The sequence below is a fragment of the Microbacterium sp. 4R-513 genome (assembly GCF_011046485.1).
In the GTDB taxonomy this organism is placed as follows: domain Bacteria; phylum Actinomycetota; class Actinomycetes; order Actinomycetales; family Microbacteriaceae; genus Microbacterium.
Window position 1 is genome coordinate 127,331 of record NZ_CP049256.1, and the last position, 23,721, is coordinate 151,051.

Annotated in this window: 18 protein-coding genes and 1 pseudogene; 8 read left to right on the plus strand and 11 right to left on the minus strand. The window is 70.8% G+C overall.

Annotation, left to right across the window (positions count from 1 at the left end; all coding sequences use genetic code 11):
* Nucleotides 1-46 precede the first annotated feature (46 nt).
* The 3 genes from infB to nusA are packed head-to-tail and all read right to left on the minus strand — an operon-like array spanning nucleotide 47 to nucleotide 4,231.
* Nucleotides 47-2,866: a translation initiation factor IF-2 gene (gene infB, locus G5T42_RS00635; protein ID WP_241245898.1), complete on the minus strand. Its 2,820-nt coding sequence runs from the start codon at nucleotides 2,864-2,866 to the stop codon at nucleotides 47-49.
* Nucleotides 2,867-2,923: 57 nt separating this feature from the next.
* Nucleotides 2,924-3,196 carry a YlxR family protein gene (locus G5T42_RS00640; RefSeq protein ID WP_165124056.1) on the minus strand — a complete coding sequence of 91 codons (273 nt, stop codon included), beginning with the start codon at nucleotides 3,194-3,196 and terminating at the stop codon, nucleotides 2,924-2,926.
* A gap of 45 nt (nucleotides 3,197-3,241) precedes the next feature.
* A complete protein-coding gene (gene nusA, locus G5T42_RS00645; protein ID WP_165124058.1) occupies nucleotides 3,242-4,231 on the minus strand; it encodes a transcription termination factor NusA in 990 nt (329 codons plus the stop codon).
* A 191-nt stretch (nucleotides 4,232-4,422) separates the two neighbouring features.
* Here nusA and G5T42_RS00650 point away from each other — a divergent pair, with 191 nt between their 5' ends.
* Nucleotides 4,423-5,310, plus strand: coding sequence for a DUF1206 domain-containing protein (locus G5T42_RS00650; protein WP_241245900.1), 888 nt, complete (start codon nucleotides 4,423-4,425; stop codon nucleotides 5,308-5,310).
* Here the strand turns inward: G5T42_RS00650 and G5T42_RS00655 are convergent.
* Nucleotides 5,270-7,105, minus strand: a complete 1,836-nt coding sequence (locus G5T42_RS00655; protein WP_165124060.1) for a lipase family protein — start codon at nucleotides 7,103-7,105, stop codon at nucleotides 5,270-5,272. The two genes, G5T42_RS00650 and G5T42_RS00655, sit on opposite strands and share 41 nt — an antisense overlap.
* Nucleotides 7,106-7,226: 121 nt before the next feature.
* Between G5T42_RS00655 and G5T42_RS00660 the strand changes: the two genes are divergently transcribed.
* Nucleotides 7,227-7,727: a pyridoxamine 5'-phosphate oxidase family protein gene (locus tag G5T42_RS00660; RefSeq protein WP_165124061.1), complete on the plus strand. Its 501-nt coding sequence runs from the start codon at nucleotides 7,227-7,229 to the stop codon at nucleotides 7,725-7,727.
* Nucleotides 7,728-7,733: 6 nt separating this feature from the next.
* On the opposite strand, the pseudogene G5T42_RS00665 reads toward G5T42_RS00660, so the two are convergent.
* Together G5T42_RS00665 and ispG are read right to left on the minus strand one after the other, a co-directional pair.
* Nucleotides 7,734-9,534, minus strand: a pseudogene (locus tag G5T42_RS00665) (proline--tRNA ligase).
* A gap of 155 nt (nucleotides 9,535-9,689) precedes the next feature.
* Nucleotides 9,690-10,841 (minus strand): flavodoxin-dependent (E)-4-hydroxy-3-methylbut-2-enyl-diphosphate synthase, encoded by a 1,152-nt coding sequence (gene ispG / locus G5T42_RS00670; protein ID WP_206535680.1) that lies wholly within the window; start codon nucleotides 10,839-10,841, stop codon nucleotides 9,690-9,692.
* 87 nt (nucleotides 10,842-10,928) lie between these two features.
* Between ispG and G5T42_RS00675 the strand changes: the two genes are divergently transcribed.
* Complete coding sequence (locus G5T42_RS00675; protein WP_165124063.1) at nucleotides 10,929-12,164, plus strand: low temperature requirement protein A; 1,236 nt, start codon at nucleotides 10,929-10,931, stop codon at nucleotides 12,162-12,164.
* A 189-nt stretch (nucleotides 12,165-12,353) separates the two neighbouring features.
* Nucleotides 12,354-14,282, plus strand: a complete 1,929-nt coding sequence (locus tag G5T42_RS00680; protein WP_165124065.1) for a chorismate-binding protein — start codon at nucleotides 12,354-12,356, stop codon at nucleotides 14,280-14,282.
* A 34-nt stretch (nucleotides 14,283-14,316) separates the two neighbouring features.
* Here G5T42_RS00680 and G5T42_RS00685 read toward each other — a convergent pair whose 3' ends face one another.
* The 3 genes from G5T42_RS00685 to G5T42_RS00695 form a co-directional block, all read right to left on the minus strand.
* A complete protein-coding gene (locus G5T42_RS00685; RefSeq protein WP_165124068.1) occupies nucleotides 14,317-15,564 on the minus strand; it encodes a DUF6596 domain-containing protein in 1,248 nt (415 codons plus the stop codon).
* Nucleotides 15,561-15,929: a YciI family protein gene (locus tag G5T42_RS00690; protein ID WP_165124070.1), complete on the minus strand. Its 369-nt coding sequence runs from the start codon at nucleotides 15,927-15,929 to the stop codon at nucleotides 15,561-15,563. Before G5T42_RS00690 ends, G5T42_RS00685 begins: the two co-directional genes overlap by 4 nt.
* Nucleotides 15,930-16,022: 93 nt before the next feature.
* Entirely contained in the window at nucleotides 16,023-17,342 is a 1,320-nt protein-coding gene (locus G5T42_RS00695) for a M50 family metallopeptidase (protein WP_165124072.1), read from the minus strand.
* Between the two features lie 71 nt (nucleotides 17,343-17,413).
* On the opposite strand from G5T42_RS00695, the gene G5T42_RS00700 reads away from it, so the two are divergent.
* The 3 genes from G5T42_RS00700 to G5T42_RS00710 all read left to right on the plus strand — a co-directional run bounded on the left by G5T42_RS00700 (nucleotide 17,414) and on the right by G5T42_RS00710 (nucleotide 20,684).
* Entirely contained in the window at nucleotides 17,414-18,055 is a 642-nt protein-coding gene (locus tag G5T42_RS00700) for a hypothetical protein (protein ID WP_165124074.1), read from the plus strand.
* A 114-nt stretch (nucleotides 18,056-18,169) separates the two neighbouring features.
* A complete protein-coding gene (locus tag G5T42_RS00705; protein ID WP_165124076.1) occupies nucleotides 18,170-18,895 on the plus strand; it encodes a DUF1775 domain-containing protein in 726 nt (241 codons plus the stop codon).
* A gap of 133 nt (nucleotides 18,896-19,028) precedes the next feature.
* On the plus strand, nucleotides 19,029-20,684 hold the full coding sequence (locus G5T42_RS00710) for a UDP-N-acetylmuramoyl-L-alanyl-D-glutamate--2,6-diaminopimelate ligase (RefSeq protein WP_165124078.1): 1,656 nt from the start codon (nucleotides 19,029-19,031) through the stop codon (nucleotides 20,682-20,684).
* A 9-nt stretch (nucleotides 20,685-20,693) separates the two neighbouring features.
* Here the strand turns inward: G5T42_RS00710 and dxr are convergent, their stop codons facing one another.
* Nucleotides 20,694-21,779 carry a 1-deoxy-D-xylulose-5-phosphate reductoisomerase gene (gene dxr / locus G5T42_RS00715; protein WP_165124080.1) on the minus strand — a complete coding sequence of 362 codons (1,086 nt, stop codon included), beginning with the start codon at nucleotides 21,777-21,779 and terminating at the stop codon, nucleotides 20,694-20,696.
* A gap of 82 nt (nucleotides 21,780-21,861) precedes the next feature.
* On the minus strand, nucleotides 21,862-22,815 hold the full coding sequence (locus G5T42_RS00720; RefSeq protein ID WP_165124082.1) for an FKBP-type peptidyl-prolyl cis-trans isomerase: 954 nt from the start codon (nucleotides 22,813-22,815) through the stop codon (nucleotides 21,862-21,864).
* A 175-nt stretch (nucleotides 22,816-22,990) separates the two neighbouring features.
* Between G5T42_RS00720 and G5T42_RS00725 the strand changes: the two genes are divergently transcribed.
* Complete coding sequence (locus G5T42_RS00725) at nucleotides 22,991-23,704, plus strand: lysophospholipid acyltransferase family protein (protein ID WP_165124084.1); 714 nt, start codon at nucleotides 22,991-22,993, stop codon at nucleotides 23,702-23,704.
* Nucleotides 23,705-23,721: the final 17 nt, after the last annotated feature.

Sequence of the window (23,721 nt, forward strand, 5' to 3'; positions counted from 1 at the left end):
GGACGCACTGTGCCGGTTGCACACAGGCGCCCCTCACCGGATGCGATCAGCCGCGAGGCTTCTCGACGAGCTCGGTCGTCTCGATCTCGTCGCCGATCTGGATGTCGTTGTACTTGCCGAGGCCGATGCCCGCCTCGAAGTCCGTGCGGACCTCGGTGACGTCGTCCTTGAAGCGGCGCAGCGACTCGATGGCCAGGCCATCGGCGATGACGACGCCGTCGCGGATGACGCGAGCCTTGGCGTTGCGGGTGATCGTGCCGGAGCGGACGATGACACCCGCGATGTTGCCGAACTTCGAGGAGCGGAACACCTCGCGGATCTCGGCCACACCGGACTGGACCTCTTCGTACTCGGGCTTGAGCAGACCCTTGAGCGACTGCTCGACGTCGTCGATCGCGTTGTAGATGACCGAGTAGAACCGGACATCGACACCCTCGCGAGCGGCGCGCTCGCGCGCCTTCGTGTCGGGACGGACGTTGAACCCGATGACGATCGCGTTGTCGATCGTCGCGAGGTTGATGTCGGACTCGGTGATCGCGCCGACGCCGCGGTGGATGATCCGCAGCTGCACCGACTCGTCGACCTCGATCTTGAGGAGCGACTCCTCGAGCGCCTCGACGGCACCCGACACGTCGCCCTTGATGATGAGGTTGAGCGACTCGACCTTGCCCTCTTCGAGAGCGCGGGTGAAGTCCTCGAGCGAGATGCGCTTGCGGGCCTTGGCCAGCTGGGCGTTGCGCTCGGCCGCTTCACGCTTCTCGGCGATCTGGCGGGCCGTGCGGTCCTCTTCGGTGACGATGAACGTGTCGCCGGCGCGCGGGACCGAGTTGAGTCCCTGCACCTGGACCGGACGGGACGGGTAGGCCTCTTCGACCGCATCGCCGTTCTCGTCGATCATGGCGCGGACGCGGCCGTACGCGGTGCCCGCGACGATCGCATCGCCGACGCGCAGCGTTCCCGACTGGATGAGCACCGTCGCGACAGAGCCGCGGCCCTTGTCGAGCTTGGCCTCGATCGCGACGCCTCGGGCGTCCTTGTTCGGGTTCGCCGTGAGGTCCAGACCCGCATCCGCCGTGAGCAGCACGGCGTCGAGGAGCTCCTGGATGCCGGTGTTCTGGCGCGCCGAGACGTCGACGAACATGACGTCGCCGCCGTACTCCTCGGCGACGAGGCCGTACTCGGTGAGCTGCTGGCGCACCTTGGCGGGGTTGGCCTCGGGCTTGTCCACCTTGTTGACCGCGACCACGATCGGAACGCCGGCCGCCTGGGCGTGGTTCAGCGCCTCGACCGTCTGCGGCATGATGCCGTCGTCGGCCGCGACCACGAGGATCGCGATGTCGGTGACCTGCGCACCACGGGCACGCATGGCGGTGAACGCCTCGTGACCCGGGGTGTCGATGAACGTGATGGCGCGCTCGATGCCGTCGTGCTCGGTCCAGACCTGGTACGCACCGATGTGCTGCGTGATGCCGCCGGCCTCGGCCGCGACCACGTTGGTCTGGCGGATGGCGTCGAGCAGTCGCGTCTTACCGTGATCGACGTGACCCATGACGGTCACGACGGGAGGCCGGATCTCGAGGTCGTCCTCGTCCTCCGCCTCAAGCTCGGCCTCGAGGTCGAGACCGAAGCCCTCGAGGAGCTCCTTGTCCTCGTCCTCGGGCGAGACCATCTGGATCTTGTAGCCGAGCTCGGCGCCGAGCACCTCGAAGGTCGCCTCATCCAGCGACTCGGTGGCCGTGGCCATCTCGCCGAGGTTGAAGAGGATCGTCACGAGCGTGCCGGGCTGCACGGTGTAGCCGCGCAGCGCCTCGAGCTTGTCGGCGAAGTCGGCGATCGACGCGCCACGGCGCAGGCGGATGATCTCGCCGTTGCCCTTCGAGACGTTGACGCCGCCGACGACCGGCGCCGACCGCATCTCGAACTCTTGACGCTTCGCGCGACGCGACTTGCGCTGCTTGGACTTGCCGCCGCCCTTGCCGAAGGCACCCGCGGTGCCACCGCCGGGGCCGCGGCCACGACCGCCGCCGCCACCGGGACGACCGGCGAAGCCACCACCGGGGGCGCCACCGGGCGCTCCACCGGGACGCTGGAAGCCGCCGCCTGCGCCGCCGGGACGACCGGGGCCGCCGGGACGCTGCTGGAAGGGCGCGCCGGGACGACCGCCGCCGCCCGGACGACCCGCACCACCGGGGCGGGGGGCGCCGGGACGCGGTGCGCCGGGGCGCGGTGCCTGCGGGCGCGGGATGTTGCCCGGGGTGGGCCGCTGGCCCATGCCCTGGCTCGACGCGAAGGGGTTGTTGCCCGGACGCGGGCCACCGGGACGCTGACCCATGCCCTGGCTCGACGCGAAGGGGTTGTTGCCGGGACGCGGCGTGCCGCCGGGCCGCGGCGGCTGCGGCGTCGGCGAAGCCGGGCCGGGCTTGGGACCGCCGGCCTTGGCAGCGGGAGTCGCCGGAGCCGTCTCAGCAGGCGCCGGGGCCGCCTGCGCTGCGGGAGCGGCGGGCTCCGCCGGCTTGGGGGCCGGTGCCGGAGCTGCGGGGGCGGGCGCCGGAGCGGCGGCCGGGCGAGCCGGAGCCGCAGGAGCGGATGCCGCGGGAGCGGCGGGTGCTGCAGGCGCAGCGGGGCGCACGGGGCCGGGACGGCCCGCGGGGCGCGCGGAAGGAGCCGGCGTCTGCGCAGAGGCAGCAGCAGGCTTGGCAGCCCCGTCCGCCTCGAGGGCAGCGCGAAGCTTGCGAGCCACGGGGGGCTCGATAGTGGACGAGGGGCTCTTGACGAACTCTCCGAGCTCCTTCAGCTTGGCCAGAGCGACCTTGCTGTCGACGCCGAGTTCCGAGGCGATCTCGTGCACGCGTGGTTTGGCAGCCACAAATTCTCCTGTCTGGGGTCTGCCCAGACAGGACAGACCATTAGTCGCGGACGGGTCTCATTTCGAGCCGTTCACTTTGTTTCCATAGCCGTTCAGCCGTTTCTCGATGGTCTGCGTGTCAAGCGGGCCTGACACACGGAGTGCCCGTACGAAGGCGCGGCGCCGGAGTGCGGCATCCATGCACTCGCGCGTCTCGTGCACCCACGCGCCCCTGCCCGGCATCACCGCGCGCTCGTCGGGGACGAGAACGGAATCGATGGCGACCACCCTGAGCAGGGAGGAGCGGGAAGCACGCGTGCGACATCCGACGCACGTTCGTACAGGTTCCATTCTACACCTCGCCGAAGGGGACTCAGCGACCGGGGCAGCGGCCGATCAGGCGTCCTCGAGGATGCTGTCCGGCTGGATGTCGATCTTGGCGCCCGTGAGCTTGGCGGCGAGGCGGGCGTTCTGACCCTCCTTGCCGATCGCGAGCGACAGCTGGTAGTCGGGCACGAGCGCCCGCACGGCCTTGCTGGAGGCATCCAGCACGAAGCTCGACGTGACCTTCGCGGGCGACAGCGCGTTCGCGACGAACTTCGCGAGCTCCGGGTCGTAGTCGACGATGTCGATCTTCTCGCCGCCCAGCTCCTCGGTCACGGCGCGGACCCGCCGGCCGAGCTCGCCGATGCAGGCGCCCTTGGCGTTGATCGTCGGGTCGTTCGCCTTGACGGCGATCTTGGTGCGGTGGCCGGCTTCGCGGGCGAGCGAGACGATCTCGACGAGACCCGCGGCGATCTCGGGCACCTCGAGAGCGAAGAGCTTGCGGACGAGGCCCGGATGGGTCCGCGAGACGGTGATCTGCGGCCCTTTCGTCCCCTTTGCGACCGACGTGACGTACACGCGCAGCCGGGATCCGTGGGGGTACTGCTCCCCCGCCACCTGCTCCTCCGGCGGCAGGATGGCCTCGACGGTGCCGAGGTCGACGTGCACCATGCGGGGATTCGGACCCTGCTGCACGACGCCGGCGACGATGTCGCCCTCCTTGCCGCGGAACTCGCCCAGCACGGCGTCGTCGGCGATGTCGCGGAGGCGCTGGCTGATGACCTGCTTCGCGGCGAAGGCCGCGATGCGGCCGAAGTCCTCGGGAGTCGACTCCTCCTCGCCGATGGCGGCGCCTTCGTCGTCGAGGAGCGGGATGAAGACGGCGACATGGCCGGTCTTGCGATCGAGCTCGGCGCGCGCACCCGGGGGAAGCTCGCCGGTGGGAGAGGTGTGCTTGGCGTAGGCGGTCAGGATCGCCTGCTCGATGATCCGCACGAGTTCATCGAAGGGGATCTCCTTCTCGCGCTCGACGGTCCGCAGCAGTCCGAGATCGATGTCCACAGTGATCTCTCCTCTTCCCTATTCAGCTCTCACCGAGGGCATCACGCCCCTCGGCATCCCCACTACGTTACCGGATGCCTCGTCCCGAGGGCTGGGAGCGGGCTGGCGGTCGATCGCGGCCGGCGGGGTGCCCCCGCGGGCCCGTGCGTCAACCCCTCCCGGACCCCTCTGCGGCTTCCTAGGCTGGCCGTGTGGACACTCCGAGCGAGGTGAAGGCCGACGCGAAGGAGGCCGCTCGCAAGGTGGAGTCCAGCCCGGCTCTGCGGTGGCTCGCCCGCGCCGGGTACGTCGCCAACGGCGTGGTCCATGCCCTCGTCGGCATCATCGTCCTCATCCTCGCCTTCGGCGGCAGCGGCGAGAGCGACCAGGCGGGCGCGTTCAAGGCGATCGCCTCGGCTCCCGTGGGCTTCGCCGCACTGTGGGCCCTCGCGGTGGCGCTGTGGGCGCTCGGCGCGTGGCACGCCGCCGAGGGGCTGCTCGCTCCGAACCCGAAGGGCGGCACGGGCGGCGCGCTCAGGAAATGGGGCCGTCGCCTGGCCGAGTGGGGGCAGGCGGTGGTCTTCGTCGCACTGGGCATCTTCGCGTCAGCCGTCGCGCTCGGAGCGCGTCCGAACGGCGAGAAGGCCGCCGAGAGCGCGAGCCGGGGTCTGCTCACCGTCCCGGGAGGGCCGCTCGTGCTCGGGCTCATCGGCATCGGCATCGGCATCGGCGGCATCACCTTCGTCGTCATGGGGATCCTGCGCAGCTTCGAGAAGCAGATGGATCTGCCGGACGGCGGATTCGGAGCCGCGATCAAGCTGCTCGGCATCGTGGGATTCGTCGCCAAGGGGATCGCGCTTCTCGTCCTGGGTGTCATCCTCGTGATCGCCGCGGTCCGCCTGGACCCGAAGGCGGCCGGCGGCCTCGACGGCGCCATTCAGGCGATCCTCCGCCTCCCCATCGGCCCCTGGCTGGCGGGGCTCGTCGGGATCGGCTTCCTCGCGTACGCGGTGTTCTGCGGGTTCCGCGCCCGCTACGCCCGGATCGACGGTCCTCCCGTCAGCGGCCGCAGTCGTCGACGGGATCGTCGGCGTCCGTGAAGCGGGCATCCGTCCACCGCACGAGCGTGGGGAGGAAGCGCGATGGCGGGAGCAGGACGCCGAGGTGGTCCGAGCCCTGCATGACGACCCAGCGGAGCCTCGTCCCCTGCGCGCACGCCTTCTCGACGAAGTCCTCCTGAAGGTCCGGGGGGATGACCTCGTCGGCGGTGCCCCAGGTCAGCAGGACCGGTGCCTGCCACGGCCCCTTCGCTTCGTTCTGCGCGAGACGGCGGCCGAACGGGCCCGCCGTGAGATCGCCCGTGTACAGCGGCGTCGTCTCCGACACGCCCAGCGCAGCGACGACCGAGACCAGCGCGCCCGGCTCCGAGGGGCACCGCTGGGTGAGCTCCCGGACGATCAGCCGGCCGCCGGGTGCCACGTAGTCCCCGAGGTCGATCTCGGGGTAGGTGTCGGCGTAGGGCACGAGGACCCATGCGATCACGACCGAGAGGAGCGCGTTCGTGTCGCCCTTCGTGAGCTCGTCGGCGAGGGCCGCGGTGTCGGTCACCGGTGAGAGCACCGCCGTCCCGCGGATCCGCAGCGTCGGCGCGTAGTCGGCCGCCACGGGTTCCGCCCACAGCGCGGCATGGCCGCCCTGGGAATGACCCCAGACCACGATCTCGCGGGAGAGCCAGAGCCCGTCTATCCGGCTCGCCGCGAGAACAGCGTCCAGCGACGACTTCGCCTCGCCGGCGCCGATCAGATAGGGGAAGACGCCCGGCGCCCCCTGCCCCGCGTAGTCCGACGCGACGACGACCCAGCCCCGCGCCAGCGCATCCTCCAGCGCCGGGATCGCCCACTTCGTGGCAGCGTCGTCCCGCAGGCTCGGTGCGCACCCGCGCGCCACACCCGTCGTGCCGTGATTCCACGACACGACGCGGCGCGGCCCCGAGTGCGGTCGCGTCGGCACGATCACGAGCGCGCTGGCCACGGCGGGCCGGCCGATCGCGTCGCGCGTCGTGTACAGGATGCGCTTCACCTCTCCCCCGGCGGGTGACTGACCGGGATAGCCGGCGACGCGAATGAGCTCCCCGTGGCCGCGCGGCACCTCTGCCGGCGGGTCGTAGAACGCGTCCACGACCGGTGCTCCGCGCTCGAGCCAATCGTCGACCCACCATCCGACCGCCGTCGTGGCGATGAGCAGCACGGCGAGCGCGTATCGACCGGCGGCGGCCCAGGCACGGGCTCGTCGCGAAGGCTCCGCCGCGATGCCCCCGTCGAGCTCGGATCGCCGTCCGGCGAGCATCCGCACGCCCCGGACGACGAGCGAGCCGCCGAAGACCAGCATCCGGATTCCGAAGACGACGGCGACCACGAGCACCGTGACGACCGGCCACGTGAGCGCGAGGATGCCGAACCCCACCTGAGCGACGCCCCAGCACGCCGAGAGCACGCGCTGGCTGGCCCGCCCGCCGGAGATCGCGTCGCCGATCGAGGCGAGGCCGCCCGCGACGAGCAGCACGGCGAGCGCGACCGGCAGAAGCTCGAGGCTGCGGCCGAGCCACACGATCACCGCCAGGCCGAGGGCGATCCAGAGCACCGAGACGACTCGCGTCCACCACGAGGGCGACGGATGCCTCGTCCCCAGCTCGATGACCCCCGAGACGATGGCGCTCACACCGACGTAGAGCCCCAGAAGGAGGAGCGACGTGAGCGGCCGGGCGACGATGAGGAGCGCGAGCGTCACGATGAGGACGCCCACGACGAGCAGGAGCTGCGCGGGCGCACCGGCGAGGACTCGAGGCAGCACGCTCCAGCGCAGCCACCTCCGCCCCGCCCGCGCCGACTCGCTCATCGGGTCATGGTACGCAGGCGCCGTCCGCGGCGCCGTGCGTGCTCGCACGCGCCGGGCGGGGCCGCCCCGGACGGACTGTCAACCCCTGTGCCGGCGTGGGGAGATCGGCGAGGCTCGAGGCATGACCGAAGTCACCGGAACAGAAGCGAACGCACGGATCAAGGACCTCGTCGAGGACATCGACTTCACGATGCTGACCACGATCGATGCCGACGGCAATCTCGTCGGTCGCCCGATGAGCACGCGCCAGATGGACGAGAACGGCGACATCTGGTTCTTCACGTCCGATCACACCAAGAAGGTCGACGAGGTGGAGGCCGATCACGACGTCGCGCTGTCGTACCTCGATGCGAAGGGCATGCGGTTCGTGTCGGTCGCCGGCACCGCCCGAGTCGTGCACGACCAGGCGAAGATGCAGGAGCTCTACACCCCCTCGCTCGACATCTGGTTCGAGGACGGGCTCGACACCCCCGGCATCGCGCTGCTGCGCGTCACGCCGGTCGAGGCGGAGTTCTGGGAGCCCGCGCAGGGCAAGATCGTCATGGCCGCGAAGATGGTCAAGTCCCTCGTGACCCACGACACGCCGGACGACACGATGTCGCACGGCCGCCTCAGCGACTGAGGCCCGTCAGCGGGCCGTGAGCCGAGCCACTGCGTCGGCGACCGCGACGACCTCGCGGTCGCCGGTGCGACGGTCCCAGAGCTCGACCTGGCCCTCGGCGGCGCCCCGCCCGACGATGAGGATCCGCGGCACGCCGACGAGCTCGGCGTCCGCGAACTTCACACCGGGCGAGACCTTCGCGCGGTCGTCGTAGAGGACGTCGAGACCGGATGCCTCGAGCTGCGCCGACACCGACTCGGCGAGGTCGAAGGCCGCGGCATCCTTCCCCGTCGCGACCACGTGCACGTCGAACGGCGCCACGGACTCGGGCCAGACGAGACCCTTGTCATCGTTGTTGAGCTCGGCGATGATCGCGAGGATCCGCGTGACGCCGATGCCGTACGAGCCCATCGTCACCGTGACGAGCTTGCCGTTCTCGTCGAGGACCTTGAGGCCCAGCGTCTCGGCGAAGAAGCGGCCGAGCTGGAAGACGTGTCCGATCTCCATGCCGCGCGCGAGGTGCACCGGGCCGGAGCCGTCGGGCGCGGGGTCGCCCTCGCGGACGGTCGCCACCTCGACGAAGCCGTCGCCGGTGAAGTCTCGGCCGGCGACGAGCGTGTGCACGTGCTTCTGGTCGATGTTGGCGCCGGTGATCCAGCTCGTGCCGTCGACCACACGCGGGTCGAGGAGGTAGCGGATACCGGTCGCGGACTCCTCGCCGAGGACGGGCCCGGTCGGCGACCACGGGCCGATGTACCCCTTTAACCAGAAGGGGGTTGTCCTCGAAGTCCTGCTCGGTCGCCGGCTCGACGGCCGCGGGGGCGAAGGCGACCTCGACGCGCTTGTCGTCGACATCCCGGTCACCCGGCACGCCGACGATGACGAGTTCGCGCGTGCCGTCGAGGTGGGTGAGGGCCAGCACGACGTTCTTGAGCGTGTGCGCCGCGGTCCACTCCGTCGCCTCGTCGGTCGCCGGTCCGGCGATCCCCGCGGCGGGCGCGTCGAGATGGGCCTTGGAGTGGTCGACGAGCGTCTGGATCGTCGGGGTGTTCGGCGAGTCGAAGATCACGGGCTCGCCGAGGCCGTCGAACGGCAGCGCGTCGGGGACCGTCGTGGTGTACGCCTCGACGTTGGCTGCGTACCCGCCAGCCGAGCGCACGAAGGTGTCCTCCCCCACCGGGGTCGGGTGCAGGAACTCCTCGCTGCGCGCTCCGCCCATGAGGCCGTTGTCGGCCGCGACGATGACGTACTCGAGTCCCAGGCGCTGGAAGATGCGCTCGTACGCGTCGCGCTGCGCCTGGTACGAGGCATCCTGACCCTCGTCGGTGTAGTCGAAGGAGTACGCGTCCTTCATCGTGAACTCGCGCCCGCGGAGCAGGCCGGCGCGAGGACGCGCCTCGTCGCGGTACTTGTCCTGGATCTGGTAGATCGCCAGCGGCAGGTCCTTGTACGACGAGTAGAGGTCCTTCACGAGGAGCGTGAACATCTCCTCGTGCGTCGGGGCGAGGAGGTAGTCGGCGCCCTTGCGGTCCTGAAGGCGGAAGATGCCGTCGCCGTAAGAGGTCCAGCGGCCGGACTGCTCGTAGGGGTCACGCGGCAGAAGCGCCGGGAAGTGCACCTCGTAGGCGCCCGCGTTCGCCATCTCCTCGCGGATGACGGCCTCGATCCGAGCCTTGACCTTGAGCCCCAGCGGCAGCCATGTGAAGATGCCGGGCGCCGCACGCCGGATGTACCCGGCGCGCACGAGCAGCCGATGGCTCGTGACTTCGGCGTCGGCCGGGTCTTCGCGGAGCGTGCGGAGGAAGAAGTGCGACAGACGGGTGACCACGAGGGTCAAGTCTAGGGCGGGCGGATGCCGCGCCCCCGCCGCACCCGGAGGAGCCGTCCGCACGATGCGCTGACGCCACGCCGGGTTCGGCCGCGGCCGAGGCGGCGTGTCGTCGCTCGACCGTGCGGACGGCCGCGCGGTGCGGCGAGTGCCGGTCAGGCGGTGACGACCTGCGCCGTGCCGATCGGGGCGTCGGGGCCCAGCTCGGCGGCGATGCGGTTGGCCTCTTCGATGAGCGTCGCGACGATCTCGGCCTCGGGCACCGTCTTGATGACCTGGCCCTTGACGAAGATCTGTCCCTTGCCGTTGCCCGACGCGACACCGAGATCGGCCTCGCGGGCCTCCCCCGGGCCGTTGACGACGCATCCCATGACCGCGACCCGGAGCGGGACCGTCATGTCCTTGAGGCCCTCGGTGACGCTGTCGGCGAGCGAGTAGACGTCCACCTGCGCGCGGCCGCACGACGGGCAGGAGACGATCTCGAGCTTGCGCTCCCGCAGGTTCAACGACTGCAGGATCTGGTGCCCGACCTTGACCTCTTCGGCGGGCGGGGCCGAGAGCGAAACGCGGATCGTGTCGCCGATCCCTTCCGCGAGGAGGATGCCGAACGCCGTCGCCGACTTGATCGTGCCCTGGAACGCGGGACCGGCCTCGGTGACCCCGAGGTGCAGCGGCCAGTCGCCTCGCTCGGCGAGGAGGCGGTACGCCTTCACCATCACGATGGGGTCGTTGTGCTTGACCGAGATCTTGAAGTCGTGGAAGTCGTGCTCCTCGAAAAGGGACGCCTCCCACACCGCGCTCTCGACGAGCGCCTCGGGCGTCGCCTTGCCGTACTTCTCGAGCAGGCGGCGGTCGAGGGAGCCTGCGTTGACGCCGATGCGCAGCGACACGCCCGCCGCCTTCGCGGCGGCGGCGATGGCACCGACCTGGTCGTCGAACTTGCGGATGTTGCCCGGGTTCACGCGCACGGCGCCGCAGCCGGCGTCGATCGCCTGGAAGACGTACTTCGGCTGGAAGTGGATGTCGGCGATGACCGGGATCTGGCTCTTCTTCGCGATGATGTGGAGCACATCTGCGTCGTCCTGGGACGGCACGGCCACGCGCACGATCTCACAGCCCGACGCCGTCAGCTCGGCGATCTGCTGCAGCGTCGCGTTGATGTTCGTCGTGGGGGTCGTCGTCATCGACTGGACGCTGACCGGTGCATCACCGCCGACGAGCACCTTGCCGACGCGGATCTGCCGGGTCTTCCGTCGAGGGGCGAGCACTTCGGGGACTTTCGGCATCCCGATATTGACAGCAGGCACGGCTGACAGCCTACGCCGCGCTCATGGCGCGAGGCTGGGAGCGGATGCCGCGCCGACGCGCCGCCCCGCGCTGGTATCTTGCCCGGCATGACCGTGAACCACGTCTATGCGCGGATGACGGGGCGCGACCCGCACGAGCGCCACCGGGCGGCCACGCCCCTCGAGCTGCTCTTCGACCTCGTCTTCGTTGTCGCGTTCAGCCAGATCGGCTCGCAGGTGGCGCACTACCTCGAGCTGGGCCACCTCTCGACGGCGCTCCTGGGCGGCTGGTTCGCGACATTCGCGGTCGCGTGGGCGTGGATCAACTACTCCTGGCTCGCCTCCGCCTACGACACGGACGACGTCTTCTTCCGCATCGCGACGATGGTCGTGATGATCGGGGTCATCGTCGTGGCGCTCGGGGTGCCCGATGTCTTCCACTCGATCGACGACGGCGTCTATCTCAACAACGGCGTCATGGTCGCCGGCTACGTCATCATGCGCATCGCGACGATCACGCTGTGGCTGCGGGTGGCGAGGGACGATCCGAAGGGCAGGAAGACCGCGATCGCGTACGCCGTCAACATCTCCATCGCGCAGGTGGGCTGGATCGCCCTCATCTTCCTCAACCTGCCCGTCGGGCTGACGATCGCCGTCGCGACGTTCCTGCAGCTGTTCGAGCTCGCCGGTCCGCTGTTCGCCGAGATGCGGTTCGGCCGCACGCCCTGGCATCCGCACCACATCGCCGAGCGCTACGGGCTGCTCGTCATCATCACGCTCGGCGAGGTGATCCTCGGCACGATCCTCGCGATCTCGGCCATCGTCGAGCACCAGGGCTGGTCCGTCGAGACGGGCGCCGTCGCCTTCGGCGGCGTCGCCCTCGCCTTCGGCATGTGGTGGGTCTACTTCTCGATACCGTGGGGCGCGGTTCTGGAACGGCACCGGGATCGCGCGTGGGCATGGGGCTACCTGCAGATCTTCGTCTTCGGCTCGCTCGTCGCGGTCGGCGCGGGGCTGCATGTGGCGGCATACGTCATCGAGGGGGTCGCGCACGTGGATGCCACCTTCGCGGCGCTGTCCATCGCCATCCCCGTGCTGCTCTACGAGACGCTCCTCTTCGTGCTGTATTCGCTGCTCCTCCTGCAGGTCGACACCTTCCACGTCTGGCTCTACCTCGGCGTGATCGCGGTGCTCGCCCTGGGCGTGGCGGCGGTCGCGCTGGGCGCATCCTTGGCAGTCGGCATCCTGATCATCGCCTGCTCCCCCGTCGTCGTGGTCGTCGGATACGAGACGGTCGGCTGGCGTCACGGGCAGGAGATGCTCGCTCGCGCTCTGAGGGACTGAGTGACGCCTCGACGAGCACCGGCCGGGACCGGGGCATCCGTCCTTCTGCTATCGTGACCGCATGTCCGCGAACCTCACCTCCTGGTGGCCCGCCCGCTGACGGCGGTGTGTTCGCGATCCCAGATCACAGACCGCCCGAGGGCGGTCTTTCTCGTCTGAGCGACCGTCCGACCCGATGAAAGGCCGGCGATGACACCGAGCCCCTCCCCTCTGACTGCGGCGCTCGCGGAGGCGGAATCCTTCGCGCTCATCGCGCGCGACGGACTCACCGTCGAGCTGCTGACGGGGGACGTCGTCGATGTCGAGCGGCTCGCCGACATCCCGCTCGCGGATCCCTCGGGCGCACTGCGCGAGGTGCTCGCACTCGTGCCATTCCGCCAGGTCGTCGAGCGCGGGTTCGAATGCCACGACGACGGCGCGCCGCTGCGCTGCCTCGTCGTCGAAGGGCACGAGGCGTTCTCGCGGGACGACGCGCTCGACGCGCTCCCCACCGACGCCGTGCCCCTTCAGGACGCCGGGTTCGACATCTCCGACGAGGACTACGCCGATATCGTCCGCACGGTCATCGCCGACGAGATCGGCCGGGGCGAGGGCGCCAACTTCGTGATCCGCCGCGACTTCACGGCCGCCGTCGACGCCGACGCCCGGACGACCGCCCTCACCTGGTTCCGCGCCCTGCTCGAGTACGAGCGGGGGGCGTACTGGACGTTCGCCATCGTCACGCCCCGTCACATCGCCGTCGGTGCGAGCCCCGAGGCGCATGTCAGTGCGCGCGCGGGCGTCGTGACGATGAACCCGATCTCGGGCACATTCCGCCATCCGGAGGGCGGCGCGACGCCCGAGACGCTGAGCGAGTTCCTCGAGTCGACGAAGGAGACCGAAGAGCTGTTCATGGTCGTGGACGAGGAGCTCAAGATGATGAGCGCCGTCTGCTCGGACGGCGGTCGCATCACCGGCCCGCACCTGAAGGAGATGTCGCGGCTCACGCACACCGAGTATGTGCTGCGCGGCCGCAGCCGCCTCGACCCGCGCGACATCCTCCGCGAGACGATGTTCGCCCCGACGGTCACCGGCTCGCCCATGCAGAACGCGTGCACCGTCATCACGCGCCACGAGCGCACCCCGCGCGGGTACTACTCGGGCGTCGCGGCGCTGTTCACCCCGCGAGCGCAGGCCGCGACTCCCGGCGAGCCGACTCACGATCTGGATGCGCCGATCCTCATCCGAACCGCCTACCTCGTCGACGGCCGGCTGCGCGTCCCGGTGGGCGCGACCCTCGTGCGCCATTCCGACCCGTACGGCGAGGTCGGCGAGACGCACGGCAAGGCCGCGGGAGTGCTCGGCGCGATCGGCGCGATCGCCCGCGACACCCCCGTGCCGATCGTGATCGATGAGATCGACGAGGATGCCCCGGCTGCCGAGCCGGTCCGTCTGGCCGACGATCCCGAGATCGCCGCGCTCCTCGAGTCGCGCAACGCACGTCTCGCCGCATTCTGGCTGAATCCGCAGGATGCCGCGGGTGAAGGCCCCTTCGCGGGACGCTCCGCCCTCGTGGTCGACGTCGAGGATCGCTTCACGACGATGCTCGCGCACCAGTTGAGGCACCTCGGCCTCGAGGTCGGGATCGTCCCCTGGAGCGAGGTCACCGACGCGCAGGTCGACGAGGCGGAGCTCGTCGTCTGCGGGCCGGGACCAGGCGACCCGCGCGACACGTCGAGCCGCCGCATCCGTCGCATGCACGATGTCGTCGCACGGCGGCGCTCCTCCGGCCGCCCCCTTCTCACGGTGTGCCTGAGCCACCAGATCCTGGCCGACTCGCTCGGGATGGACCTGGCGCCTCTCGCCCGCCCTCACCAGGGGCTGCAGAAGACCGTGGACGTGTTCGGCGAGCCCGCGTCGATCGGCTTCTACAACACCTTCACGGCGCGCGTCGCACCGGGCACGACGACGATCGGCGAGACGGAGGTCTCGGCCGATGCCCGGACGGGCGATGTGTACGCGCTCCGCGGGCCGGGCTTAGCGTCCGTGCAGGGACACCTCGAGTCGATCCTGTCGCGGGATGGGATGACGACCCTCGAGCGCCTCGTGAGCCACGCGCTCACGCCGGTCGGCGCCTAGGCAGCCCAAGGGCGACCCGTCCGGCTGGCACCGCTCAGCCGCCGAGGCGCGCGGCGATCAGGCGGCGCTCGGCCTGGTTCGCCGTCAGCTCCAGCGCGCGCAGGTCGGCCGCCGTCGCCTCGGCGTCCCGCCCGAGCCGGCGCAGCAGGTGCGCGCGGACGGCGTGCCAGAGGTAGTACCCCGACAGGTCGAGCGCATCCACCTCGGCGAGCGCGGCAGCCGTCCCCTCCACCTCGGAGAGGGCGACCGCCCGGTTCAGCCGCACGAGCTGCGATCGGTCGTAGCGGAGCAGCATGTCGTAGAGCGTCAGCACCTGCAGCCAGTCGGTGTCGCCCGATGTCGAGGCATCCGCGTGACACGCCGCGATCGCCGCGTGCAGCTGCCAGCGTCCGGGCCTGCGCAGCATCGCGGCCCGCTCGAGCGACCGGTGCGCCTCGGCGAGCAGCCGCCGGTCCCAGCGGGACCGGTCCTGGTCACCGAGCAGCACGAGCTCGCCGTCGACGGCTCGCGCGTGCTCCCTCGCGCGATGGAAGAGCAAGAGCGCGCGCAGGCCGTGGGCCTCGGCCTCCCGCGGCAGCGCCGCCGCGATGACGCCGGCCAGCCAGACGGCGTCGTCGGCCAGGTCGCGGTCCGCCGACGCGTCGCCTCCGGGCACCAGGTGCGCCTCGCTGTACATGACCGAGACGACGGTCAGCACGATGTCGAGCCGCTCGGCGCGATCGCTGCCCTCGGGAACCCGGATCGGGATGCCGGCGGCGCCGATCTTGCGCTTGGCGCGGACGATCCGCTGGCCGACGGTGGGCTCCGACGAGAGGGTGGCTCTCGCGATCTGAGCCGTCGTGAGTCCGCACACCGCCCGCAGCGTCAGCGCGAGCTGGGCGTCTGGAGACAACGCTGGGTGGCAGCATCCGAACAGCAGCGGAAGCCGCTCGTCGATCTCGCGAAGACCGGAGCCCACCGGCTCCTCGGCGAGCAGCGTGAGCTTTTCCCGGTACCGCTTCTCGCGCCGCATGCGGTCGAGCGCGTTGTGCCGGGCGGCCTGCGTGAGCCACGCGCCGGGACGGGGAGGGATGCCGCGGCCCCGCCACTCCCGCAGCGCCTCCTCCACGGCTTCCGCGACGGATTCCTCAGCGAGGTCGAGGTTCCCGAGCGATGCCGTGAGCGCGGCGACGATCCGCCCCGACTCCTCGCGCACGATGCGGGCGAGTGCGGCGTCCGGCGACGCGGATGCCGCGCCCTCGCGGGCGAAGTCGCCCGGGGACGCGGCATCCGGTGTCGTCACTGCTCGAACTGGCTGTAGTCGGTGACCATCGGCCGGATCTCCACGGAGGTCCCCGGCAGGTCGAGCATGGGCCAGGTGCGCGCGATCCCGATGGCCTCGTCGAGGTCGTCGACATCGAGAACGCTGAAGCCGCCGATGACCTCCTTGGCCTCGGAGAAGGGGCCGTCGGCGACGACGGGTCCTTCCGAGCCGTGCTTCACGGTCGTCGCGGTGGTGACCGGCTGCAGTTCGGCGCCGCCGTCGGAGATCTTGGCGTCGTACTTCTGGAACCAGTCCCAGACCCGCGTGTAGACCTCCTGCGCGCGCTCGGGCGGCACCGCATCGTCGAGCTCTGGTGTCGAAGTGAACATGATCACGTACTTCACGGTCGTGGTCCTTTCGTCAGGGGAACCGTTTCACCTCATCAGCGAACGGACAACCCCGATTTCGACACACGGCCGGAAAAAGTTCTCGACGTCCTATGGGCCCAGGATCGAGATCGGATTGAAGATGTCCGCGAGGATCAGCACGCCGCCCATGACGACGAGCGCGATGACGACGACGAAGGTGACCGGCACGAGCTTCGTCGCATCCACCGGCTTCGGCTCGGGGAGCTTGAACCATCGCGCCCACGCGCGCTTCAGCCCGTCCCACAGCGCCACGGCCACGTGGCCCCCGTCGAGGGGCAGCAGCGGGATGAGGTTGAACACGAAGAGGGCGATGTTGAGCGAGGCGAGGAGGCCGAGCATCCCCGACACACGATTGAGGATCGGCGCATCGGCGGCCGAGACCTCCCCGGCGAGGATCCCCGCCCCCACGACGCTGAGCGGCCCGTTCGGGTCCCGCTCCTGACCCGTCACGAGCGAGACGGCGGCGTCGTAAACCTTGACCGGCAGCTGCCAGATGATCCCGGCGACGGCGCCGACGTTCTCGAAGGCGGTCTGCGCGCCCGTCCAGATCGGCTGGCGCACGTACTCGACGGTCGGACGAATGCCGACGAAGCCGACTTCTGCCGAGGCGTTCTCGCCGGTCGCGCCCGTCGCGCTCGCCTCCACCGTCGCAGGGGTCACCGTGAGCGTCTGCTCCTCGCCGCTGCGCTCGACGACCATCGTCAGCGGTTCTCCGGGGGACTCCCGGATGATCGCGGATGCCTCGGCGAACGTGGATACCGGCGTGCCGTCGACCGACACGATGACGTCACCCGGCTCGATCCCCGCCGCCTCGGAGGGCGCAGGCGGGTCGTCGGCGGTGCACTGGGTGGAGCCGGCGGCGGGGACGCACTCCGAGAGCCCGGCGACCGTCGTGGTCGCCGTCTGCACGCCGATGCCGCTGAAGATGATCGTGAAGAGCACGATCGCGAGCAGGAGGTTCATGACCGGTCCGCCGAGCATCACGACGACCCGCTGCCAGACCGGCAGCTTGTAGAAGACGCGATCGTCGTCGTGGCCCTTGAGCGTCTCGTCGTTCGCGGCCCGCGCATCCTGCACCATCGTCGCGAAGAAGCCGCCGCCCGCACGTCCCTCGCGAGAGCCGGCCGCGACCGCTGCGCGCTCCTTCGGCGAGGGCGGGTACATGCCCGCCATCGAGATGTAGCCGCCGAGCGGGATGGCCTTGAAGCCGTACTCGGTCTCGCCGCGCCGGCGCGACCAGATCGTCGGGCCGAAGCCGATCATGTACTGGCCGACGCGCACGCCGAACTTCTTCGCGGGCAGCAGGTGCCCGAGCTCGTGGAGCGCGATCGACGCGGCGAGGCCGACGACGAGCACGACGACGCCGATGAGGAACGCGATGGCGGTCACAGCCCAAAGGTACTCGCGCGTGCCTTTGAGTTGGCCGTGGACGCGGGGCGGCCGATGAGAGGATGGGAGCGATGCCGACCGCCGATCCCCCGCACCGGCTCTCCGCCGCGGTGGCGTCGTCCCGGCCCGCGCGACAGGTGCGGGCCGTCCGCGGAGTGGCCGCGGCATCCGTCGCCACCGTCGTCGCGGCGACAGCGCACACGCTCGCGGGCGGCGGGCCCCCTCCGCCGGTCCTCGTCGCCGTCGTGATCCTGCTCGCCTCCCCCGTCGCCGTCGCCCTGGCCGGACGTTCACTCGCGCTGTGGCGCCTCGCGCTCACCGTGCTCGTCAGCCAGGTGCTCTTCCACATGTCGTTCGCCATCGCAGCGGGTGCCACGGGCGAGCCGGCCCCAGCGCACGCGCATCATCTCGTCGGCCCGGCGTGGGTGCACACGCCCACCGCCTCGGTCGCGTGGCCGCCCGCCCCGCTCATGGTCGCGGGACACGTCGTCGCGGCGATCGTGACCGTCTTGGCGCTCCATCGGGGGGAACGGATGCTGCGCGCTCTCGCGCGCGGCGTCCGGGGGCTGGTAGGGCGCGTGGTGGAGATCCCGACACCGGCGTCCCCGCGCAGCGTCAGCCCGGTCCTCGCCAACGTGCCGGACCTGCGCTCATCGATCCTCTCGTCGGAGAAACCCACGCGGGGTCCGCCGCGGGCCGCGCCCGTGCTCTGAGCGCGGGCCCTCGCGACCCCTCGACATCGGAACGGCCGCACCGGTATCCGATCGTCGTCTCTTCATCCGCACGGCGGGCGATCCGCCGCGCGCACCCAAGACGAAAGAACACTCATGAACCACTCTTCGCAGACCCCTCACCTCCTCCGGCGACGTACCGCCGTCGTCCTCGGCGGTCTCGTCGCGGGGGCAGCTCTCGCGATGGCGGCGCCGCTCGCGGCATCCGCACACGTCCACGTCGACCCCGCCACGGCGGAGGCCGGCACGCCCCAGACCCTGACCTTCTCGTTCGCGCACGGGTGCGAAGGATCTCCGACGTCGGCCATCGTGATCGACATCCCAGAGACGGTCGCCACGACGACGCCCGTGTCGCAGGGCGGCTGGACCATCCAGCGAGACCTCGGCCCCGACGAGCAGCCCACACGGGTGACCTTCACGGCAGACACCTCGGTGGAGTCGGGCATCCAGGCATCCGTCGCTCTCGTCATCACGTTCTCGGAGGAGGCCGCCTACTCCGACGTCGCGTTCCCCGTGACACAGGAATGCGTCACAGGCTCGACGGCCTGGACCGAGGTCGCCACGGACGGCGCCGACCCTGAGACGCTCGAAGCGCCCGCCCCCGTCGTCGCCGTGGGCGCAGTCGCCGAGGCCGAGGAGCATGGGCAAGGCACGGCGCCGCAGGGGGACTCCACGGACGGCGAAGCTTCGGCTGCGACCGCGCCGGCGGCGACCGACGTGAGCACGGCCGATCCCGTCGCCCGCGGGATGGCCGGTGGCGCACTCGTCGCCGGCCTCGCCGCGCTCGTCGTCCTGCTCGTGCGCGGACGTCGCCAGGTCTGACGCACTACGGGATCCACCAGAACGGCCGCGGGTGGCGGCCGGAGGTCGGCGGCGTCCGCCGATCGGCCTCCGTCCACACTCGCGGCCCCTTCGGATGGGCCTGTCGGGCGCTCGATGAGAGGATTGATGGGCCATGCCGACAGACACCCCCTCGAACCTGCCGCCCGTCCTCCGCCCCGAGAACCCGCCCGCCCGCTCCCTCGCCGACCTCGCGGAGCGGTTCGCCCGTGAGGTGCGAGGCGACGTCAGCGGACTGCAGCTCACCGGCGTGACCCTCGCGACCGCGGATCTGCGCCGGGGCGAGGCGTTCGTCGCCATCCAGGGCGTCAACCGCCACGGCGCCGAGTTCGCCCCCGTCGCCGCCGAGAAGGGCGCCGTCGCGATCGTGACGGATGCCGCCGGAGCAGACCTCGCCGAGCAGGCCCGCCTTCCCGTCGTGGTCGTCGACGACCCCCGGGCGCTCCTCGGCGAGCTGTCGGCGTGGGTCTACGGCACCGGTCCCGGCGACGACATCCCGCTCCTTTTCGGCACGACCGGCACCAACGGCAAGACGAGCGTCTCGCACCTGCTGGACGGCATCCTCGAGCAGCTCGGCGTCGTGACGGGGCTGTCCTCGACCGCCGAGCGGCACATCGCGGGCGAGGTCATCGTGTCGAGGCTCACGACGCCCGAGGCATCCGAGTTCCACGCCCTCCTCGCGCTCATGCGGGAGCGGGGAGTCGAGGCCGTCGCGGTGGAGGTGAGCGCACAGGCGCTCAGCCGCCACCGCGTCGACGGCATCGTGTTCGACGTCGCCGGCTTCACGAATCTCACGCACGACCACCTCGACGACTACGCCGACATGCGGGAGTACTTCGAGGCGAAGCTGCCGCTCTTCCGCCCGGATCGCTCGCGCCGCGCCGTGATCTCACTCGACTCCACTCCGGGCTTCGAGGTCGTCGACCGCTGCGAGGTGCCGTACGTCACGGTCGGGACGCCCGCGATCGCGGCGGACCCGGATGCCGCGGCCGGCGCGGACTGGACGGTCGAGATCGTCGACGAACGCCAGTCCGGCACGGAGTTCGTGCTGCGCGCGAAGGACGGACGCTCCCTCACGACCGTGGTGCCGGTGATCGGCCGCCACATGGCCGCCAACGCGGGCCTCGCGATCGTCATGATCCTCGAGGGCGGCTACTCGTGGGACGACATCGTGGCGACGCTCGACGGCGGTGCCATCGAGGCGTATCTCCCCGGCCGCACCCAGCGGGTCTCGGGAGACCGCGGCCCGGCCGTGTACGTCGACTTCGGCCACTCCCCCGACGCCTTCGAGAAGACGCTCGCCGCGGTCCGCCACGTCACGCCGGGCAAGGTCGTCATGCTGTTCGGCGCCGACGGCGATCGCGACGCGACGAAGCGCCACGACATGGGACGCACGGCTGTCGAAGGCAGCGACATCCTCATCATCACCGACCACCACCCCCGCTTCGAGAACCCGGACTCGATCCGCGCCACCCTCATCGAGGGTGCCCGCCGCGCGCGGCCCGATGCCGAGATCCTGGAGTTCTCGCCCCCGGAGCGCGCGATCATCGAGGCCGTGAAGCTCGTCGGCGACGGTGACGCGATCCTGTGGGCGGGTCCCGGGCACCAGGACTACCGCGACATCCGCGGCGTGCGCGCCCCCTACTCGGCACGCGAACTCGCCCGTCGGGCGCTCTCGGCGGCGGGCTGGCCCGTGCCGGACCCGCACTGGCCCGTTCCCTACCCGAGCGACTCCACACCGCCGTCCGACCCCACGCGGCCTATCGACTGAGGACGCGGGTCACTGCCGCGCCGCGATCGCGCGATCAGCGGCGTCTCTCGCCCACGCTTCGGCGGCCGCGAGCGATTCACGTGTGAGCCCGGCCGGCGCTTCGTGCGCATCCACCACGCGCTGGATGGTCTCGACGATGCCCGGGAAGGGCAGGGTTCCCTCGTGAAAGGCGTCGACCGCCTGCTCGTTGGCCGCGTTGAAGACGGCCGGATAGGTGCCCCCAGCCCGCCCGACGTGCTTCGCGAGGCGGACCGCGGGGAAGGCCGCGTCGTCGAGGGGTTCGAAGGTCCAGGATGCCGCGACCGTCCAGTCGATCGGACGCCCGACGCCCGACACCCGGTGCGGCCAGTCGAGGCCGAGCGAGATCGGCAGCCGCATATCGGGCGGCGAGGCCTGTGCGATCGTCGAGCCGTCGGTGAACTCCACCATCGAGTGCACGATCGACTGCGGGTGCACCACGACGTCGATGCGGTCGTACGGCACGTCGAACAGCAGGTGCGCCTCGATCACCTCGAGGCCCTTGTTCACGAGGGTCGCCGAGTTCGTCGTGACGACCCGCCCCATGTCCCACGTGGGATGCGCCAGCGCCTCGGCGGGCGTGACGTCGGCGAGCGACTCGCGGCTCCGGCCGCGGAACGGCCCGCCGGACGCCGTCAGCACCAGCCGGCGCACTTCTTCGCTCGAACCCGACCTCAGCGCCTGCGCGATCGCGGAGTGCTCGGAGTCGACGGGCACGATCTGGCCGGGCTTCGCCGCGGCCGTGACGAGGTCCCCGCCGACGATGAGCGACTCCTTGTTGGCCAGGGCGAGCGTCCGCCCGCACTCGAGCGCTGCGAGGGTCGGTCCGAGGCCCACCGATCCCGTGATGCCGTTGAGCACGACGTCGGCCTCGACATCACGGACCAGCTGCTCGGCCTCGTCGGCGCCGAGCGCCGTGTCATCCACGTCGAACTCGGCGGCCTGAGCCTCGAGGAGCGCTCGATTCGAGCCCGCGGAAAGGCCCACGACCTCGAACCGGCGCGGGTTCGCGCGGATCACGTCGAGGGCCTGGGTGCCGATCGAACCGGTGGAGCCGAGGATGAGGATGCGCCGCACCTCGTCAGCCTAGACGGGGCGCCCCGCCGGAATGCGAATGGGCCCGCCACCGCGAGGTGACGGGCCCTTTCGGATCGAGGCTCTACTGCGCCGGCGCCTTGGCCACGGCCAGGATGTCGACGACGAAGACCAGCGTCTGACCCTTCAGGTCGGACTCGTTGATGTCGCCCTCGCCGTACGCGACCGAGGGCGGCAGGACGGCGATGACCTGCGAGCCCACGGTCTCGCCCGTCACGGCGTCCGAGAAGCCCTGGACGACGCCGCTTCCGACCGTGAAGGTGAAGGGCTGCTTGCCCCACGACTCGTCGAAGACCTCGCCCGAGTTCCACGAGACCCCGTGGTACTGCACGAGCACAGAGTCGCCGGCCTCGACGACGGCGCCGTCGCCCTTCTTGAGGGTGGCCTTCTTGAACTCGGTGGGGATGTCGCCTTCCGGCAGGGTGACGGTCGGGGAGTCGTCGGAATCCAGCTCGACGGTCGGCATGCCGTCCACGGGCTCCTGCGGCTCGCCCCACGCGGCGGACGGGGCGGTGCCGAGGACGTCGATGATGTACACCTGCGCGGGCGTGCCCTGGTCGGTCGACGCAGGGAACGCCGCGACGTAGCGCGAGCCGGGCTTGGCGCAGCCGACGACCTGACCCAGTACGCCGTCCGGCGAGATCTGCTGCGGCAGGAGGTCGTCGTTGTAGCCCTGCGCGCCGAGCTTCTCGCCCGTCGAGGCGTCATAGGCCGAGAGCGCGAACTGCACGAGATCGCCCGACGCGAGGGCGTCGCCCTTGCCCTCGTCCACGAGGGTCGACTGCAGCTCCGCCACATCGAGCGGCGAGGTGAAGGTCGCGGTCGACTCGGTGCCGACGGCACCGTCGATCTTCACGGAATCGGATGCCTCGCCCGACTTGACCTGAGCGGAGCACAGGTCGGCTGCCGCGGTGGCCGACGGCGACGACTCCGACTCCGACGGCGCGGCGGTGCAACCGGCGAGGACGAGGGCCGACATCGCGGCAAGGGACAGGAGAGCGAGCGAACGAGTGCGCACAGAAGACCTCTGAGAAAGGGGAAGCGGAGACTCCATCTTTCCCTAAGTTTCTTCTGAGCGCGCTGAGAGGAGGTCATGCGCGTCACGGAATGGGACCCGGAGTACCCTCGACGGGTGACATTCCCGGAGCCGTCCGCCGCGCCGTCCACCGACGGGGGAGGCTCCTGCGACCCGCATGGGCGCCACGTACGCGCTCGGCCGATTCATCATCACGCCGCTCGGCCGGCTCGTGTATCGGCCGCATGTCGAGGGCAAGGCGAACGTGCCGAAGAGCGGACCGGTCATCTTCGCGAGCAATCACCTCTCCTTCATCGACTCCATCGCGATCCCGGTCGCCGCGCCGCGGCCCGTACACTTTCTCGCCAAGTCGAGCTACTTCGACGGCAAGGGCCTCTCCGGCTGGGCGTCGCGCGAGTTCTTCACGGCGATCGGAGCCATCCCCGTCCAGCGCGGCGCCGGGCAGGCCGCACTGGATGCCCTCGATCAGCAGCGACGGCTCCTCGAGGAAGGCAAGGCCGTCGCCCTCTATCCCGAAGGCACGCGTTCGCTCGACGGGCGCCTATACAAGGGGCGGACCGGCGTCGCATTCCTCGCGTTGCAGACGGGGGCGCCGGTCGTTCCGGTCGGACTGATCGGCACCGACAAGGTCATGCCGGTCGGCGCCAAGATGCCCTCGCTCAGCGAGCGCGTCTCTGTGCGGTTCGGCAAGCCGATCGACGTCTCGCATCACGGCACCGCCGAATCCGGCCGCGCCCGTCGCCTCGCCACCGACGAGATCATGGCGGCGATCCACGCGCTCTCCGGTCAGGAGCTCGCCAACGCGTACAACGAGTCGCCGGCGCACGGCATCGACCGGATCAAGCAAGTCCTGCCGCACGAGCGCCGTTAGCCGCCGCGCGGCGGAGC